The sequence below is a fragment of the Actinosynnema sp. CS-041913 genome (assembly GCF_050942485.1).
GTDB lineage: Bacteria > Actinomycetota > Actinomycetes > Mycobacteriales > Pseudonocardiaceae > Actinosynnema.
Genome location: NZ_CP192037.1, coordinates 5296823 through 5313108, shown reverse-complemented (window position 1 = coordinate 5313108; position 16286 = coordinate 5296823). Strand labels below are relative to the sequence as shown.

The window sequence follows — 16286 nt, the reverse complement described above, 5'->3', positions numbered from 1 at the left end:
AAGTCCTATCGGTTGCGCCAGGCGAGCGGGGAGGTCGTGACGGCGGCCTGTGCGATGTTGCGCGCGGTCGAGGTCTTCAGGTTCTTCTGTGCTGAGTCGATCCAACCCTCGACCCGTCGGACGCCCAGATCCCGGTACTCGATCGCTTGGAGCAGCATCTCCAGTTTGTCCGCATCACTGGCGCACAGCGCTTCGGGGGACTGCCTTGTCTCGTACTCGTCCACCGCCGCGCGAACCACATCGCGGGACCGTTCCGGCAGTTTGGCTGTCTGGTCGGCCGTGATCCGGCGAGCGTCGGGCTTGTCGAGGTAGTCGCCAGCCGTATGGGGAAGATCGCCGGTCCGTGTCTCCTGGGTGTCGTGCCACAGCGCGAGGAAGGCGGCGTGTGCCGGGTCCGCGCCCTCTTCGGCGGCGATCAGCGCGGCCAGTTGCGCGACTCTCATGGTGTGCTCGGCGACCGACTCCGGGTCTCGAACACCCGCGTGCCACCATCCGGTGCGGCGGACCCTTTTCAGGATGCCGAGTTCGTAGCCGAATGCGGCCAGTGCGGAAGCCTCGTGCGACACTTTTCTCCTAGTGGTCCGAGATACGCAGAGCGTAGTTGAGCATGGTGACCTGATTGCTGCCGAGTTGGGTCAGCGTACCGCTGGAAGCCAGACGGGTCAGGGCTTGCTCAAGCGTTTTCTTGATCTTGGGTTCACCTTTGAGCAGGGCGGGTCGTGACGCTGCGAGTGCCTGCAAAGTGTGCAGGTTCAGCGGTAGGTGTGGTGAGTGCGGATCCAGCCGGCTGGTGAGGTGGGAAAGTAGCCGTGCGCCTGACCACCCCTGCTTGTCGTGTTCAAGCATGAACGAGTCGTCGGTCTGTGTTCCGCTCGACTCGCCGAGCCAGTGTGCCCAGTAGTTCAGATTCGCAAGCTCGGCCTCGGTGCCCGTGGTCTTGGCGACGAAATCGTGTAGGTGGGAGCCGTCGCCGGTCAAGGCGAGTGCCACCGACGCAGAACGAGCTTCGAGCAGGCTCGTGATGTCGCCAGGTCGGAGAGCCTTCCGTCCGGCGCGTGACCATTCGTCGCGAAGCCAGTCGACCACGTGACCTCGCCGGTCGAAACCGAGCAAGTAGACCGCTTGTCGCCGCAGCAGGGATTCAGGTGTGTTCCTGCTGCGGTCCGCGACCAGTTGGAGGTGGTCGAAGAAACGGGCCTGTTCGACGGCTCCAAGTGATGGATACGTCGGTGCCGGACCGCGCCTCGGCCGGCTCGGAGCGAATTCGAGCAGATGCGGCGGTGCGCTTCGGGTGAACGGCCAGGTGATGAGGTTTGTCAGGTCCTTGCGGTGGACGCCGGCGGCTAGCGGGTGGAGGTTCGGATCCACCCATCCGGGACCGGCTTCAACCCCGGTCGACAGCACGAGATCTGCTTCGATCGCCAGGCGCAGGTACCGTCCGGTCGAGGGCGGGGCGCCGGCTCGAACCAGTCGTGCACCTATCCGGATGAATTCTCCGGTTCCTATGGCGGACATGGGGCGGCGCCCCGATTCCCACCCTTGCACCGTCGTGACATCCACGCCGAGAAGTGCAGCCAGTTGTTCCTGGGTGAGACCGGCGGCCTGGCGGCTCAACTTCAGCACGAAACCCGAGACCACCCCGATGGATCGCCAACCCTGACTGCGGGTCAGGGTTGCGGCTCCGCTTCGCATGATCACCTCTCGGTGGTGCCCGTGACCCGTTGCGGCACTCGCACCGGCAGTCAGTTCTTCCTGATCAACGTTGATCGTAGCGTTTCCTTCAAGCGTTCCTGCCACCTGTGAACAGCGGAGCGAGCCGGAGGTGACGAGTGGGTATCCCGCATTCCGTGGCCCACGGTGAGACCGCACATAGTGGGGTTGACGACACGGCGCACGGAAGCCTGAGAGTAGGCGCAGTGGCCACGGTGAGTCACGCGTACCCGACCGCAGCCCCGTTCCGCTGGTACCCGCATGAGGGTGCGCGACACGCAATCGCGTGCTCGCTCAATCCCGGAGATTCGGGCGAAACGCTCTGTGGGGCGGCCGTGACCCTGCCCACGGAGTGGCCGGTGCTGGGTTGTGAGCCGGAGTGCTCGCCCTGTGACAGCACATGGCGAAAAGCCATCGGCGTACTTACACGTGACGAGCTGCCGGCACGTCGTCCGAGCGGGCCCCGCTCGACCAGTCGGGTGAGGTCCTGTGCGGTGAGCCTGCCGGCGTGCGCAAACCGAAGGAGTTGCGTGTCGTACACGGTAAGGCTCCGCGTCAAAGCATTCGGGAAGGCCGCGCTGCTGGCAGGTTTCCCCTCCGACTACGCGCTTGGGCAAGCGATGGGCCTGAACCGCTCCACCGTGAAGAGGGTCAGGGCGGGTGAGCTCCAACCAGGGCCGGCGTTCATCGGCGGTGCGCTCACGGCCCTGGCACCGATGGAGTTCCATGATCTGTTCGAGATCGTCCGCGTTCCAACGGCTGAAGGTCGGGGGAGTACTGGATGAGTGGGCAGACGGCCGTGCTGTGGGTCGACGAACCCACAAGACTTCTGGCGAGCATTGAGGAGGACCACGATGACTGACCTGACTGAACTGGAACCGCTGTGGGACGAGGCCGGGTTCGCCACGTTCCTGGAAGGGCTCGCCACTGACGACGCTCCGAGACTGTTCGCCGTGGCGGTGGAGTACGGCCACCGCCACGACGGCTACATCGCGGCCTACGGCATGGCTTTCCCCTGCCACGCCGAGATCGTCTCACGGGAAGGTGACTTCCGAGCACGTCTTCAGGAGCCGGAGAGCGCCCTGTCCTACTTCGCGGAAGGCGACGGCACAAGCGCGCGGTTGGTGTGGTTGACCGGCACACCGAAGGTTGCTACCGACGTGACGATCTGAGTGGGCGGCCTGCGGAGGAACGACCCGACCGCAGCACCGGTCGCTGACCGGTGCTGTCGGCGTGGAGTCGGAACGGTGGAACGCCTTCGGCCCCTCTCCGTCAGCCGGCGGTCAGGTCGGCGGCCGGCCGCGCGGGAGCCGTGCCGAACAGCAGTTGGTCCTCCCGGGCGATGATGTCCACCTCGTCGGGGTCCGCCAGCGCGCCGAGCAGGTCGGCCACCGAGCCGTCCAGCGACGCCGTCATCCGGTTCAGTGCCGTGCACACCTTGCGCAGCACCAGATCCATCCGGTCGTCGGAGAACGTGCCCTTGTTGTAGACCACGCTCAGCGAGATCGTCTCCGCCGGTCCGATCACGACCCGCACCTCGTGCTCGGTGTTGGCCCCGCCGATGATCCGCCGCCAGGTCTCCGACCGGGGGGCCGCGCGCAGCGGACCGTCCATGAAGAACAGGCACGACTGGTAGAGGTCGGCGTCGGCCGGGATCTCGCTGACTTCCTTGATGCGGCGCAACGGGCTCCACTGGTGCGCGCGGTCGTCCACCTGGGTCGCCTGGAGTTCCCGCAACCACTCCAGCAGCGGCTTGGCCGGTGGGACGGACACCCGTGCGGGCAGGTGCAGGTTGCTGTAGCCGACCACCTGCTCCGCACCGGGCACCTCGTCCGGCCGTCCGCCGACCACGTTGCCGAACAGCACGTCGGTGTCGCCGGTGGTGTCGTGCAGCAGCAGCGCCCAAGCGGCCTGCACGAGCGTGAACAGCGTCAACTGGTGACGTCGTGCCGTCACCCGCAGCGCGGTGCTCGACCGGCGCGACAGCATGGCGGAGCGGCCGGTCCGCTGGGGGTGTCGCGGCGCGGTCGGGTCGCCGTCCAGCCGCTGCACGAGCGGGGTCGCGGTGGTGAAGCCGGCCAGCCGTGCGCGCCAGTAGTCCAGGGTCGGCGCGAGGTCCCGGCGTTCGAACCACTCGATGTACCTGACGGGCGGGACCACGTCCGGCAGGTCCGGGTCGCCGCCTCGCACGATCGACTGGTACACGGTCTGGGCCTCGTGGAACGCCCGGTAGAACGAGACGCCGTCGAACAGCAGGTAGTTGACGAACCAGGTCCACCAGTAGGTCCGCTCGCCGACCCGGAACAGGGCGTGCCGCGAGTGGCCCGGCTCGGCCAGGTCGAAGCCCCGCGAGTAGAGCCCGTCCATGTGGGCGTGCCAACGCCGGCCCTGCTCCTGCGGGTCCAGGTGCCGCCAGTCCTCCACCTCGAACCGCAGCGGCACGTCCCGGTGGACCACCTGCAACGGCCGGGGAACGCCCTCGGTGAGGACGGCCGTCCGCAGGTTGGGCTGCCGGGCGACCACCACCCGCCACGCCGCCGCCCACGCCTCGGGGTCGATGTCCTCGCCCGCCCACGTCAGGTCGAAGCCGTAGAGGCTCGGCTCACCCCGGTCGCGGTAGCACCCGAGCATCCAGTCCTGGTGCGGGCCGACCGGGTACACGTCCTCGATGTGCCTGCCGTTGCCGAACACCCGGCTCAGGGTCTTCTGGTCCAGGCCCGCCAACGGGAAGTCCGACGGCGTGCACGTGCCGATCTCCTCGGTGGCGGCGTGCTCGGCGAGGTCGGCGAACGCGCGCTCCACGTCGGCGGCGATGCCCGCCGCGGCCGGGCCGGCGAGCTGGAGCCGCGCGCGGACGCCGTCCCAGCGCACCACCACGTCGGCGTCGACACCCAGCCGGTCGACCCGGTCGTCGAACGTGCCGCGCAGCAACGGTTCCGGGTCCGGCACGTCCTCGTCCACCAGGTGCACGACGACCGGCGCGACCCCCGGCGTCGCCGCCCGCAACTGCTCCTTCACCGCCGACAGGGACAGCTCGTCCGACGTCGGGAGCGACGCCACGACGTCGAACCGGCCCACGCCCGTCGCCACGTCCCGGCGGCGCACCGCCAGCCCGCCCGACCGGGACCGCCGGACGCCCAGCACGACGGCGGCCAGCAGGGCTTCGGCCGGCGACATCCGGTACGCCGCGGCCAGCGGGCCGGTCACCGCGGCGACCTGTTCCGCCGTCGGCACGTGCTCGACCACGGGGGAGGGCTCGACCACGGCGGGCACGGCGGGCACGACCGGTTGGCCGGCGGCCCACGCGGCGAAGCCGACCGGGCGGCCCGGCAGGCGGATCGCCGTGCCGGCGGCGAGCTGCCGGTAGGCCAGGCCCAGTTCGGCCAGCAGGACGCGCACCCCGCGCTCGTCCACCGCCAGGCGGTTCACCACGAGCACCAGTCGTTGGGGCACCGCGGAACCCGGGTCCGTGCCGACGACGCGGACGACCGTGGTGGCCGGGTCGAAGTCCGCCGGGTGGAAGGCCGCCGCGTCATCCGACCGCCAGTGCACCTTGGGCTCGCCCGGTTCGACGGACCAGTCGTCGCCGTCCGAGGTGAGCCGCAGCGCGTCGTGGCGTCGGGCGACGAAGGCCAGCGCGGCGTCGAGGGTTTCCGGGTCCAGCCGGACGGCCGGTTCCAGCACGGTCATCGACACCGGGTCGATGCCGCGCAGCAGGCGTTGCGCGGTGGTGAGCGGCACCCTGGTCGGCGCGGCCTCGGTCCGCCGCGCGACGGTGGCCAGCTCGGCGATGGTCGGGTGCTCGAACATCCCCCGCGCGGTCAGTTCGAGCCCTTCGGCACGGGCCCGGCCGACCACCTGGACGCTGCGCAGCGAGTCGCCGCCCAGCGCGAAGAAGTCGTCCGTGACGCCGACCCGTTCCAGCCCCAGCACCTCGGCCCAGATGCTCGCGAGCAGCCGTTCGGTCTCGTCACCCGGCGCGACGAACGAGGCGTCGTCGGCCCGTGCCGAGGTCGGCGGCGGCAGCGTGCCGTGGTCGACCTTCCCGCTGCGGTTCAGCGGCAGCCGGTCCAGGACGACGAACCGCGCGGGCACCAGGTGGCCGGGCAGCCGTTCGGCCAGGTGCGCCCGCACCGCGGGGACGACCTCCGCCTCCCACCGGTCCCGCAGGCAGAAGTTGGCGAACCGGGACCAGTCGACCCGCTCCCGCGGCGACGGCGGCTCGGCGGGCAGCTCCCCGACGGCGACCGTGAGGTCGAACAGCCCCGGACCGCCGGACGCGGAGAACCGCAGCCCGACCCGGTAGCCGAGCCCTTCCGCCGCCACCGCCAGTTCCTCGGGGTCGATCCCGTGCGGGACGGGCACCTTGGCCAGGTCGCCGACCGTGGCGGGCGCGGCGACCGGATCGGCGAGCACGGCGGCGGCACGCAGGTCGTCCGCGACGCGGGCGTTGGGGATGGCGCGCACCGTGGCGATGTCGGGTCGTTCTCCGGCGAGCCAGTCGCGGAACTGCGCCACCGTCCCGGACCACGTGCGCGACGGGATCGCTCCCTGCTCCTCGGGCGGGGAGCCGCCGACGCGGAGCACCACGTCGTAGCGGAACCGCTCCAACTCCGTGTGGTGCGACCCGCGCTTGAGACGGATGTCGACCGACGTGACGCCCTCCAGCCGACGGAACAGCTCGGGGTCGACCAACAGCTCGTTCTCGCCGCCCACCCGCTGCGCCACCCGGTTGCGCAGTGCGGCCGTGGAGTCGTCCGCCGCACTGCGGTACCGCTCGACCGAGGTGTGGAACGCCTCCAGCAGCCCGAGGTGGCGGACGTCGCCGACGAACACGAACCCGCCGGGCTCGACCAGGCCGATCAGCCCTGCCAGCACCGTGACCAGGTAGTCGACCGACGGGAAGTACTGCACGACCGAGTCGAGCAGGATCGCGTCGAACCGGTCGCCGGCCAAGCCGGTCAGGTCGTCGGCGGACTGCCTGCGCAGCTCGACCCGGTCCGGGCCGAGCCCGGCCAGCTCCGCCTGCTTGCGCGCCGCCGCGAGCGCCGACCCGGAGACGTCGGTGCCCACGTAGCGCTCGCACAGCGGGGCCAGCCGGCGCAGGAACAACCCGGTTCCGCAGCCGACGTCGAGGATGCGGCGCGGTCGGGACTCGGCGATTTGCGCCACGGCGTGGTCGAGCCACTCGGCCATCGCCTCACGGGCGATGGGCTCCCCGGTGTAGCTGGAGTCCCAGCTTGCGAAGGGATCGGCTTCCTCGCCGAACGCCAGGTCGAACACCTCGCTCCAGGTGTCCACGGCGGCCGTGCTCGACCGGTCGACCAGCTCGCTGCCCGGTTCGACGGACAGGTAGCCGACCAGGTCGACGTTGCCCTCCTGGTCGGTGCGCGGCAGCACGACCGCTTCGCCGACCATCGGGTGTTCCAGCATCGCCGCCTCGATCTCGCCCGGCTCGATGCGGTAGCCGCGCACCTTCACCTGGCGGTCGGTGCGGCCGAGGAACTCCAGCGTGCCGTCGGGCAGCCAGCGCACCTGGTCGCCGGTGCGGTACATCCGCGCGCCCGGCGTGCCGCTGAACGGCTCGGGGAGGAACCGCCACGCCGTCATGCCCGGCCGGTCCAGGTACCCGCGGGCGAGCCCGTGGCCCGCGACGAACAGCTCACCCGGCACGCCGACGGGCACCGGCTCCAGCCGTTCGTCCAGCACGTAGCCGCGCAGGTCGGGCAACGCGCGGCCGATCGGCGACGAGGGCGTGGCGGCCAGATCCTCCCGGAGCACCCGCTTGTACGTGACGTGCACGGTCGTCTCGGTGATCCCGTACATGTTGACCAGCGCGGGTTTGGCGTCGCCGTGCTCGGCGAACCACTGCTCCAGCTCCCGCACGTGCAACGCGTCACCGCCGAACACGACGGTGCGCACGTCGAGGTCGCGGAACGAGCGGCCGATCGCGGTCAACGTGGTGCGCAGCGCCCGGAACGCGGGCGGTGTCTGGGTCAGCACCGTGACGCGCTCGGCACGCAACAGGTCTACCAGCGCCTCGTGGTCGCGGACCGCGTCGGCGGGCACGATCGCCACCCGGCCGCCCTTGGTGAACGCGCCCCACATCTCCCAGACCGACAGGTCGAACGCGTGCGAGTGCAGCAGCGCCCAGACATCCGTCGCGTCGAAGTCGAAGTGCTCGTCCGCCGCCGTCATCAGCCGGACGACCTGGCGGTGCTCGATCATCACGCCCTTGGGCCTGCCGGTGGAGCCCGACGTGTAGATCACGTACGCGAGGTGGTCCGCTTTCGTCACCGGGGGCGGGTTGTGGTCGGGCCACACCCCGTCTTCTTCCGGGCCGTCCAGCAGGACGATCCGGCCGTCGTAGTCCGGCAACCGGTCGCGCAAGTGCTCCTGGGCGAGCAGGATGCGCGCACCGGTGTCGCCGAGGACGTACTTCAGGCGCTCGGCCGGGTTCGTGGGGTCGAGCGGCACGTACGCGCCACCGGCCTTGAGCACGGCGAGCGTCGAGACGACCAGTTCCACGTCCCGTGCGGCGCAGATCGCGACCAGGGTCTCCGGCCCGACGCCCAGGTCGCGCAACCGGTGTGCCAGCCGGTTCGCCCGCCGGTTGAGTTCGGCGTAGTCGAGCCGCTTCGACCCCAGCGACACCGCGACGGCGTCCGGCGTCCGCTCGGCCTGCCGTTCGAACAAGCCGGGCAGGGTGTCGCGGACGTCCGGGTCGAGCGGCTGCGCGCCGAAGACGTCCAGCACCCGCGCGCGTTCGGCGGCGTCGAGCAGGGTCAGCTCGGACAGCCGCGCCGACGGCCGCGCGGTCAGGTCCCGCAGCAGGGTCCGGAAGTGGCCGGCCAACCGGGCGACGGCGTCCGGCGTGAACAGGTCGGACTTGTAGACGAACCGGACGATCGCGTCGTCGGCGTCCGGTGTGGACGGTGGCCGGACCTCCAGCCACAGGTCGACGAACGCGGCGTCGAGCCCCATCGGGAAGTGCTCCATGCCCAACGCGCCCACGGGCACCTCCGCCGCGTGCGACCGCCGGGTGTTCTGGAGCGTGAGCATGACCTGCACCAGCGGGTTGTGGCTCATCACCCGCTCCGGCTGCAACTCCTCGACCAGTTGCTCGAACGGCAGGTCGGCGTGGGCGAACGCGCCGAGCGCCGAGGTCCGTGCCTGGCCGAGCAGGTCGGCCACCGTCGGGTCACCGCCGACTTGGACGCGCAGCGGAAGTGTGTTGGCGAACATGCCGATGAGCTGCTCGTGCTCCGACCGGGTGCGACCGGCGACCGGGCTGCCGATCACCAGGTCGGTCGCGCCGGTGAGCCTGCTCAGCAGACCGGCGAGCGCGGTGTGCAGCACCATGAACGGCGTGGCCTTGTGCGCGCGCCCGCAGTCGACGATCGCGCGCCACAGCTCGCCGGGCAGCGGGATCTGGTGCGTCGCGCCGTCGAACGTCTGCACCGTGGGCCTCGGCAGGTCCGTCGGCAGGTCCAACAACGTCGGCGCGCCCGCCAGGTGCGCGCGCCACCAGTCGAGGGTCTTCGCGAGGTGCGCGCCGGTGACCTCGGCCCGCTGTTGCCGTGCGAAGTCGCGGTACTGCAAGGGAAGCGGGGCCAGCGGGTCGGGCAGGCCGGCGACCCGCGCGGAGTACAGCCGGGCCAGTTCGCCGAAGAACAGCCCGGTGGACCACCCGTCGACCAGGATGTGGTGCACGACCACCGAGAGGACGTGGTCCTCCTCGGCCAGCCGGAACAGCCGCATCCGCAACGGCGGCGCTTCCGTCAGCTCGAACGGGATGGCGATCTCCGCGCCGATCCGGTCCCTCGCCGCGGCTTCCCGCTCCGCCGCCGGCAGCGTGCTCAGGTCTTCCAAGGGCAGCGAGATGTCCCCGGCGGGAGCCACCCACTGCGTCGGCTCGCCGTCCGGCGCGGGGAAGCTGGTGCGCAGCACCTCGTGCCGCTCGATGATCCGCCGCAGGCTCCAGGTCAGCGCGTCGAGGTCCAGCGTTCCGGTCAGGCGCACCGCCCAGCTCGTGTGGTAGGCCGTGTTGCCCGGCAGGAGCTGGTCGAGGAACCACAGCCGTTGCTGGGGGAAGGAGAGTGGAGCGCCCGTCGAACCCGTCATTGCTCCCCCTCGATCAGTGCCCCGATGGCGGTGGCGACGCCCGCGGGCGTCGGGTCGCCGAACACGGTTTCCGGTGTGAGCGCCACGTCGAACGTCTCGTCGATGCGGGCGATCAGGCCTACGGCGATCAGCGAGTCGCCGCCGAGCGCGAAGAAGTCGTCGTCTTCCTCGACCTCGGGCTGTTGCAGCACTTCGGCGAACAGCAGGGCGACGGTCGCCACGATGTCGGCCGGCTGCCAGGAAGTCGGCGCTGAGGTCGGTACCGGCGCGGTCGGCGGTGCGGCGACGGGCTCCGACTCCACGATGTGGCGCTGCCGTTGGAACGGGTATGTCGGCAGCGGAACCCGTCGCCGGCGCTCGACGGGCCGGATCGCCTCGCCCGCGAGCCACCGCTCGCCGAGCCGGCGCAGCTCGTCGGCGGTGCCCGCCGAGTGGTCCTGCCCAGCGTGGTCGTGCTCGGCGTGGTCCTGTGCGGTGTCCTCGTCGGTCAGTGCCCGGACCGCGGCGGTGTGGTCGGTGACCACCGCGCACCAGCGGTGCGGGAACCCGACCCGGCCTACCTGGAGCGTGTAGGCGACATCGTCCAGCGACTGCTCGGGATGCGCGGTCAGGTGTGCGGCGAGTTCGGCCCTCATCTTGCGCAGCGCGGGCTCCGTGGTCGCCGACAGGACCAGCAGCCGGTGTGTTCCCGGTGGTCCGGTGGGCTTCGGCGGCGGCGCTTCCTCCACGACGACGTGCGCGTTGGTGGCGCCGATCCCGAACGAGCTGACGCCGGCCCGCCGGGGACGCCCGCGCTCGGGCCACGGCGTGGCCTCGGTGCGCACCGTGAACGGTCCGGCCGCGAAGTCGATCACGGGGTTGGGCTGCTCGAAGTTGATGCTCGGCGGCAGCACCCGGTGGCGCAGCGCGAGGATCACCTTTAGCAACCCGGCGATGCCCGCGGCGGCGTCCGTGTGGCCGATGTTCGGCTTGACCGTGCCCAGGACGGTGGCGCCGGGAGCGCCGCCGCCGAACGCCTTGGTCAGCGCGGCCACCTCGATGGGATCACCGATCCGGGTGCCGGTGCCGTGGGCTTCCACGTAGTCGATGGTCTCGGGAGCCGCCTCGGCCGCCGCCAGCGCCGACCTGATCACCTTGGTCTGCCCGGACACGCCGGGCGCGCCGTAGCCGACGCGGTCGCTCCCGTCGTTGTTCACCGCCGAACCCCGGATGACGGCGTGGATGTGGTCGCCGTCGTCCACCGCGTCGGCGTACCGCTTGAGCAGGACGACGCCCGCGCCGTCACCGAACACCGTGCCGTTGGCCTTGGCGTCGAAGGCCCGGCACACCCCGTCCGGCGACAGCACGCTGCCCGCCCTGGCCACCGCGCCCCGGGCCGGCACCCGCACCGACACGCCGCCCGCCAGCGCCATGTCGCAGTCGCCGAACAGCAGCGCCTGACACGCCTGGTGCACCGCGACCAACGCGGTGGAACAGGTGGACAGCACGGTCATGCTCGGTCCGGTCAGCCCCAGCTTGTGCGACACCCGCAGGCACAGGTGGTCGGCTCCCGCGACCATCGCCAGCCGCACGTCGTCGAGCCCCGGGAACCGGTCGCGGTGCCGGCCGACCAGCGACCAGTACCGCGACTGCCCGCAGCCGCCGTAGACACCGACCACCGCGTCGGTCGCCGACGGCGGGTAGCCCGCGTCCTCCATGGCCTGCCAGCAGGTTTCCAGGAAGACCCGGTGCTGGGGGTCGCTGAGCACCGCGTCGACCGGCGCGTAGCCGAAGAACTCGGCGTCGAACCACTCCGCCCGGTCGAGCTTGCCGTACTGGCGCACGTAGGCCGGGTCGGCGAGCTGCTTCGGGTCCTCGCCGGCGGCCAGCAACTCCTCCGTGGTCAGCTCGCGCACGGCGGTGGTGCCGGTCGAGATGGTCCGCCAGTAGGCGTCCAGGTCGGGCGCGCCGGCGAACCGGCCCGCCATGCCGACCACCGCGATGTGGGTGTCAGTCACCGGCGCCGCCTTCCTCGATGCCGCCGCGACGGTCCTGCGCCAACCGGGCACGCGCCAACCCGGCACGCGCCGACCGGGCACGGTCCCGCACGGGTTCGGCGGGCGCTTCGGGACCGCCGTTCTCCAGGTGCCGGGAGAACGCGGCGATGGTGGGGAACTCGTACAGCTCCACCAGTGACACGTCCCGGGAGGCGATCCGCGTCAAGTGCCCGTAGACCTGCACCAGGGACATGGAGTTGCCGCCGATGTCGAAGAAGCTGTCGTGGATGCCCACCCGGTCGAGGCCGAGCACGGTCTGCCAGATCCCGGCAAGCTGCTGTTGCAGCGCGGTGCCGGGCGGTTCGTACGGTGCGGAGGCCGCGCGGCGGGCTATCTCGGGCAGCGCGTTCCGGTCGATCTTGCCGGTGGCGGTGAGCGGGAAGCTGTCCAGCGCCGTGTAGTCGTCCGGGACCATGTACCGCGGCAGCCGCGCGGCCAGGTGGGCGCGCAGTGCCTCGGTGTCCGGTGTGCCCGTGACGTAGGCGGCGAGCCTGCCGTCGACCGCGGTGACGACCGCCTGGCCCACCTCGGGGTGGGCGACCAGCGCGGCCTCGATCTCGCCCGGTTCGATGCGGACCCCGCCGCTGCCCTGCACCTGGTGGTCGGTCCGGCCGAGGAAGTCCAGGTCGCCGTCGGGCCGCACCCTCGCGCGGTCACCGGTCCGGTAGAGGCGCTCGCCCGCCGCCCACGGGTGCGGGACGAAGCGGTCCGCGGTCAGGCCGGGGCTGCCCAGGTAACCCCGCGCCGTCCCGACTCCGCCGAGGTAGATCTCCCCGACCCGCGCGGGCCGGAGCTGTTCGTCCAGCACCAGCACCTCGGCGCCGTCGACCGGCCGCCCGATCGGGGGCACGCCGGCGCGGCCGGGTTCGAGGCGGGCGTAGGTGCTCCAGACGCCGACCTCGGTCAGGCCGTACAGGTTCAGCACGTCGAACGGCAGTCCGCGGTCCGGGTGCCGGTGCAGCGCCGCGCCCCCGACGTGCAGCAGGCGCAATGCGCAGTCGGGCGGCCACTCCAGGCCGAGCGCGGTCTCGCCGACCGGCGTCGGCAGGAAGCACACGGTGATCCGTTCGGCGAGCAGCCACCGCCGCAGGTCGGCGGGGGAGGACAGCAACCCGCCGTCCGGGGCGTGCACGCTCGCGCCGGCGGCCAGCGCGGCGAACGTGTCCAGCACGCTGACGTCGAAACCGGGGGAGGCCGTCATCCCGACCCGGTCGGCGGGGGACAGCGCCAACAGCCGCCGCGACCAGTCGACCGTGGCGGCCAGCGACCGGTGGGTGATCATCACGCCCTTGGGCGTGCCGGTCGAGCCGGACGTGTAGGTCACGTAGGCGAGTTGGTCGGGGTGCACGGGCGCGGGCGGGACCACCTCGCCGCCGGTGGCCGAAAGCCGCCGCCAGTCCAGCGTGAGGGCGTTGCCGGGCAGCCGGTCGAGCTGGTCGGGGCTGGTGACGACGACCGCCGGCGCGGCCTGGTCCAGCATCCGGGCGAGGCGGGCAGGCGGGTTCACCGGGTCCAGCGGCACGATCGTGGCGCCCGCCCGCAGGATCGCGAGCTGGGCGACCACCAGGTCGACGCCGCGGGCGAGCACCAGGCCGACAGCGCTCCCGGCGCGGACCCCCTCGGCACCCAATCGCACCGCGAGCCGCCCGGCGGCGAGGTCGAGTTCCCGGTAGGTGAGGCTCCGCGTGCCGTCGGCGGCGGCGAGGGCGTCCGGCGCGGCGGCCGTCCGCTCGCTGATGAGATCGGGTATAGGTGATGCCGCCAAATCGCGCACGCTCCCCCCCAAAGTTCGCGCGTCCGCGGCCGAAGCCGCGCCCGACTGTAACCCCGAACACACCAGCCGTGCACCTGATTGGGTATTGATCGGCCCCGGCGCTTCGGGAACCCTGGCGACCGATGGCAGCGAGGGTGCTCGGTGTGCTGCTGGTGTCCATGGCGGTGCTGGTCAGCAGCGCCCCTCCGTGGCCCGGACAGCCGCTGCCGCCTGTCGAGCCGCCACCGGAGACGACGGCGCGGGCACTGGTCGTGACGCCGACGGAGGGCGACGCGGCGCGGAGCCTCGCGACCCTGCGCAAGCTGGACGACCACCCGCTGTACGCGATGACCTACTTCGGCCCCGCGCCGCGGCTCGACGTGGCGGGCGACCGCCCCGGAGGAGCCGACCGGGCGCCGTTCGGCTGCACGCTGTTCGTCGCGGCGGGCGCACCCGGCTCCCCGCTGGTGGGGCGGAACTTCGACTGGGACCACAACCCGGCGCTGGTGCTGCACGCGAACCCGTCGGACGCCTACCGCTCGGTCTCCGTGGTCGACCTGTCCTACCTCGGGGCGACCGCCGGCGCTCCGCCGTCCCGGGAGGCCCTGCTGAAGGCGGTCACGCTGCCGTTCGACGGGATGAACGAAACACGGCCTGGTGGTCGGCATGGCGGCGCTCGACCGGGCGCGGGCCGAGCCGCGACCGGGCCGACCGGCCGTCGGGAGCGTCGGCGTCCTGCGCCTGGTGCTGGACCGGGCGCGGACCGTGGACGAGGCGGTGGCGCTGCTGGGCGGCCACTACGTCGACTTCGGCGGGGGCCCCGGTCTGCACTACCTCGTGGCGGACGCGAACGGGGCGTCGGCGGTGGTCGAGTTCCTGGACGGCAAGCTGCGGGTGACGCCGAGGCCGTCCGGCGACCACTGGCAGGCCATGGAGAACTTCCCGCTGGCCGCGGTGGCGGAACAGGCCCGTTCGGACCACGACCGCTACCGGGCCGTGGCGTCGCGCCTGACAGGTGTCGACGGTCGGCTGTCGGCCGATGACGCGTTCGCGCTGCTCGCCGAGGTCGCCCAGCCGCACACCCAGTGGTCGGCGGTGTACCGGCCGGGCGAACGCGACCTGTTGCTGACCACCGGCGGGCAGGTGCACCGGCTCCCGCTCGGCTCACCCTGACCCGGTCAGCGCGTCGGCTCACCCGTCCCGGTCAGCGCGTCGGCTCGTCACGACCCGGTCAGGGCATCGGCTCGTCACGTCCCGGTCAGGGCGTCGGCTCACTCGGAGCCGGTCGGCGCGCCCGCCGTCGGGTGATCACGGTGTGGGCGACGACCAGCACCGCGAAGAACGGCACGCCCACCATCCACGCGGTGTCCAGCCCGTCGATGAACGCGGTGGACACCAGGACGCCGAGCAGGAACAGCGCGGCGAGGCCGGACGTGACGGGCGCACCCCACAGGCGGACCGGTGACGGGCGGGTCGTGGCGCGGCGGAAGGCCCGGTGCGTCAACAGGATCAGGATCCACACCATCAGCGCGCCGAAGATCGAGATGCCGAACAGCGCGAGGTAGGCGCGGTCGGTGGCGGCGGACAGGGTGACGGCGAGGCCGGGCCCCAGCGCGGACAACGCGAGCGCGTTGCGCGGCACGCCCGACCGGCTCACCCGACCGGCCCACGCGGGCGCGTACCGGTCGGCCGCCAGCGAGTGCAGCATCCGCGTCGTCAGGTACAGGTTGGTGTTGGCACTGGACAACGCCGCGGTGAGCACGACGAAGTTGATGATCGCGGCGGCGGCCGGGACGCCCGCGTCCTCGACGACGCGGACGAACGGACTGGCGTCCACGCTCCCGCCCTGCGCGGTCACGGTCCAGGGCGCCACGGTGAGGATGACGGCTATCGCGAGGATGTAGAACACCACGAGGCGGAGCACCATGCGGCGGGCGGCGCGCGGGATGTCGCGTTCGGGGTGTTCGGACTCGGCGGCGGTCACCGCGACGACTTCGGTGCCGATGTAGCTGAACAGCACGAACACCATGGCCAGGAACAGTCCCTGCCAGCCGTTGGGCAGGAAACCGCCGTGTGCGGTGAGGTTGGCCAGGCCGGTCGCGGGCGACTCGGGCAGGCCCACCGTGATCAGCACCAGGCCCAGCCCGATGAAGACCACGACGGCGATCACCTTGATCATCGCGAGCCAGTACTCCACCGTGCCGAAGAACCGCACCGCCAGCGCGTTCGCGCCCAGCACCACCACCGCGAAGACGACCACCAGCGGCCACAGGGGAAGCTGCGGCCACCAGAACCTGACGTACAGCCCCGCCGCGACGATGTCACCGCCGACCGAGATGGCCTGGATGGTCCAATAGGTCCAGCGCTGCACGAAACCGGCCAGCGGCCCGAGGTACCGGTGCGCGATGGCGCCGAACGACCCGGCTTCCGGGTGCACCACGACCATTTCGGCCAGCGCCCAGGCGATGACGAACGCCACGAGCGCGCAGATCGCGTACGCGAGGATCGTCGCGGGCCCGGCATAGGAGATGGCGAGCGCCAAGCCGAGGAACAGCCCCGTGCCGATCGCGCCGCCGAGGCCGATCATCCCCAACTGCCGCCCGGTGAGCGTGCGCCGCAGGCCGTGGGTTTCCGTGGTGCCTGACGGGACCGCCACGCCGACC

9 protein-coding genes and 1 pseudogene are annotated in these 16286 nt (G+C 71.8%); 4 read left to right on the top strand and 6 right to left on the bottom strand.

The features are described from left to right. Positions 1–5: 5 nt before the first annotated feature. Positions 6–566, bottom strand: a complete 561-nt coding sequence (locus ACQPZF_RS24200; protein ID WP_433260462.1) for an HD domain-containing protein — start codon at positions 564–566, stop codon at positions 6–8. Positions 567–573: 7 nt separating this feature from the next. Further along, positions 574–1797: a helix-turn-helix domain-containing protein gene (locus ACQPZF_RS24195; RefSeq protein WP_433260460.1), complete on the bottom strand. Its 1224-nt coding sequence runs from the start codon at positions 1795–1797 to the stop codon at positions 574–576. Between the two features lie 32 nt (positions 1798–1829). Here ACQPZF_RS24195 and ACQPZF_RS24190 point away from each other — a divergent pair. The 3 genes and pseudogenes from ACQPZF_RS24190 to ACQPZF_RS24180 all read left to right on the top strand — a co-directional run. Continuing rightward, positions 1830–2117 (top strand): annotated as a pseudogene (locus ACQPZF_RS24190) (zinc finger protein); the annotation flags it as partial. Between the two features lie 123 nt (positions 2118–2240). Continuing rightward, entirely contained in the window at positions 2241–2495 is a 255-nt protein-coding gene (locus ACQPZF_RS24185; protein WP_433274668.1) for a transcriptional regulator, read from the top strand. Between the two features lie 69 nt (positions 2496–2564). Beyond that, positions 2565–2882 carry a hypothetical protein gene (locus ACQPZF_RS24180; RefSeq protein ID WP_433260458.1) on the top strand — a complete coding sequence of 106 codons (318 nt, stop codon included), beginning with the start codon at positions 2565–2567 and terminating at the stop codon, positions 2880–2882. 100 nt (positions 2883–2982) lie between these two features. Here the strand turns inward: ACQPZF_RS24180 and ACQPZF_RS24175 are convergent, their stop codons facing one another. The 3 genes from ACQPZF_RS24175 to ACQPZF_RS24165 are packed head-to-tail and all read right to left on the bottom strand — an operon-like array spanning position 2983 to position 13644. Then, a complete protein-coding gene (locus ACQPZF_RS24175; protein WP_433260456.1) occupies positions 2983–9834 on the bottom strand; it encodes an amino acid adenylation domain-containing protein in 6852 nt (2283 codons plus the stop codon). Further along, positions 9831–11831 (bottom strand): beta-ketoacyl synthase N-terminal-like domain-containing protein, encoded by a 2001-nt coding sequence (locus tag ACQPZF_RS24170; protein ID WP_433260454.1) that lies wholly within the window; start codon positions 11829–11831, stop codon positions 9831–9833. Before ACQPZF_RS24170 ends, ACQPZF_RS24175 begins: the two co-directional genes overlap by 4 nt. Continuing rightward, positions 11824–13644 carry a non-ribosomal peptide synthetase gene (locus tag ACQPZF_RS24165; protein ID WP_433260452.1) on the bottom strand — a complete coding sequence of 607 codons (1821 nt, stop codon included), beginning with the start codon at positions 13642–13644 and terminating at the stop codon, positions 11824–11826. The genes ACQPZF_RS24170 and ACQPZF_RS24165 overlap by 8 nt, the downstream gene beginning before the upstream one ends. Before the next feature lie 636 nt (positions 13645–14280). Here ACQPZF_RS24165 and ACQPZF_RS24160 point away from each other — a divergent pair. Beyond that, positions 14281–14796 carry a carcinine hydrolase/isopenicillin-N N-acyltransferase family protein gene (locus ACQPZF_RS24160; RefSeq protein ID WP_433260450.1) on the top strand — a complete coding sequence of 172 codons (516 nt, stop codon included), beginning with the start codon at positions 14281–14283 and terminating at the stop codon, positions 14794–14796. Positions 14797–14881: 85 nt separating this feature from the next. On the opposite strand, the gene ACQPZF_RS24155 is transcribed toward ACQPZF_RS24160, so the two are convergent. Next, on the bottom strand, positions 14882–16210 hold the full coding sequence (locus ACQPZF_RS24155; RefSeq protein ID WP_433274666.1) for an amino acid permease: 1329 nt from the start codon (positions 16208–16210) through the stop codon (positions 14882–14884). Positions 16211–16286: the final 76 nt, after the last annotated feature.

Coding starts and splice junctions, on each gene's coding strand:
- ACQPZF_RS24180 (WP_433260458.1), top strand. CDS start 2,565: ATGACTGACCTGACTGAACTGGAACCGCTGTGGGACGAGGCCGGGTTC.
- ACQPZF_RS24175 (WP_433260456.1), bottom strand. CDS start 9,834: ATGACGGGTTCGACGGGCGCTCCACTCTCCTTCCCCCAGCAACGGCTG.
- ACQPZF_RS24155 (WP_433274666.1), bottom strand. CDS start 16,210: ATGATCGGCCTCGGCGGCGCGATCGGCACGGGGCTGTTCCTCGGCTTG.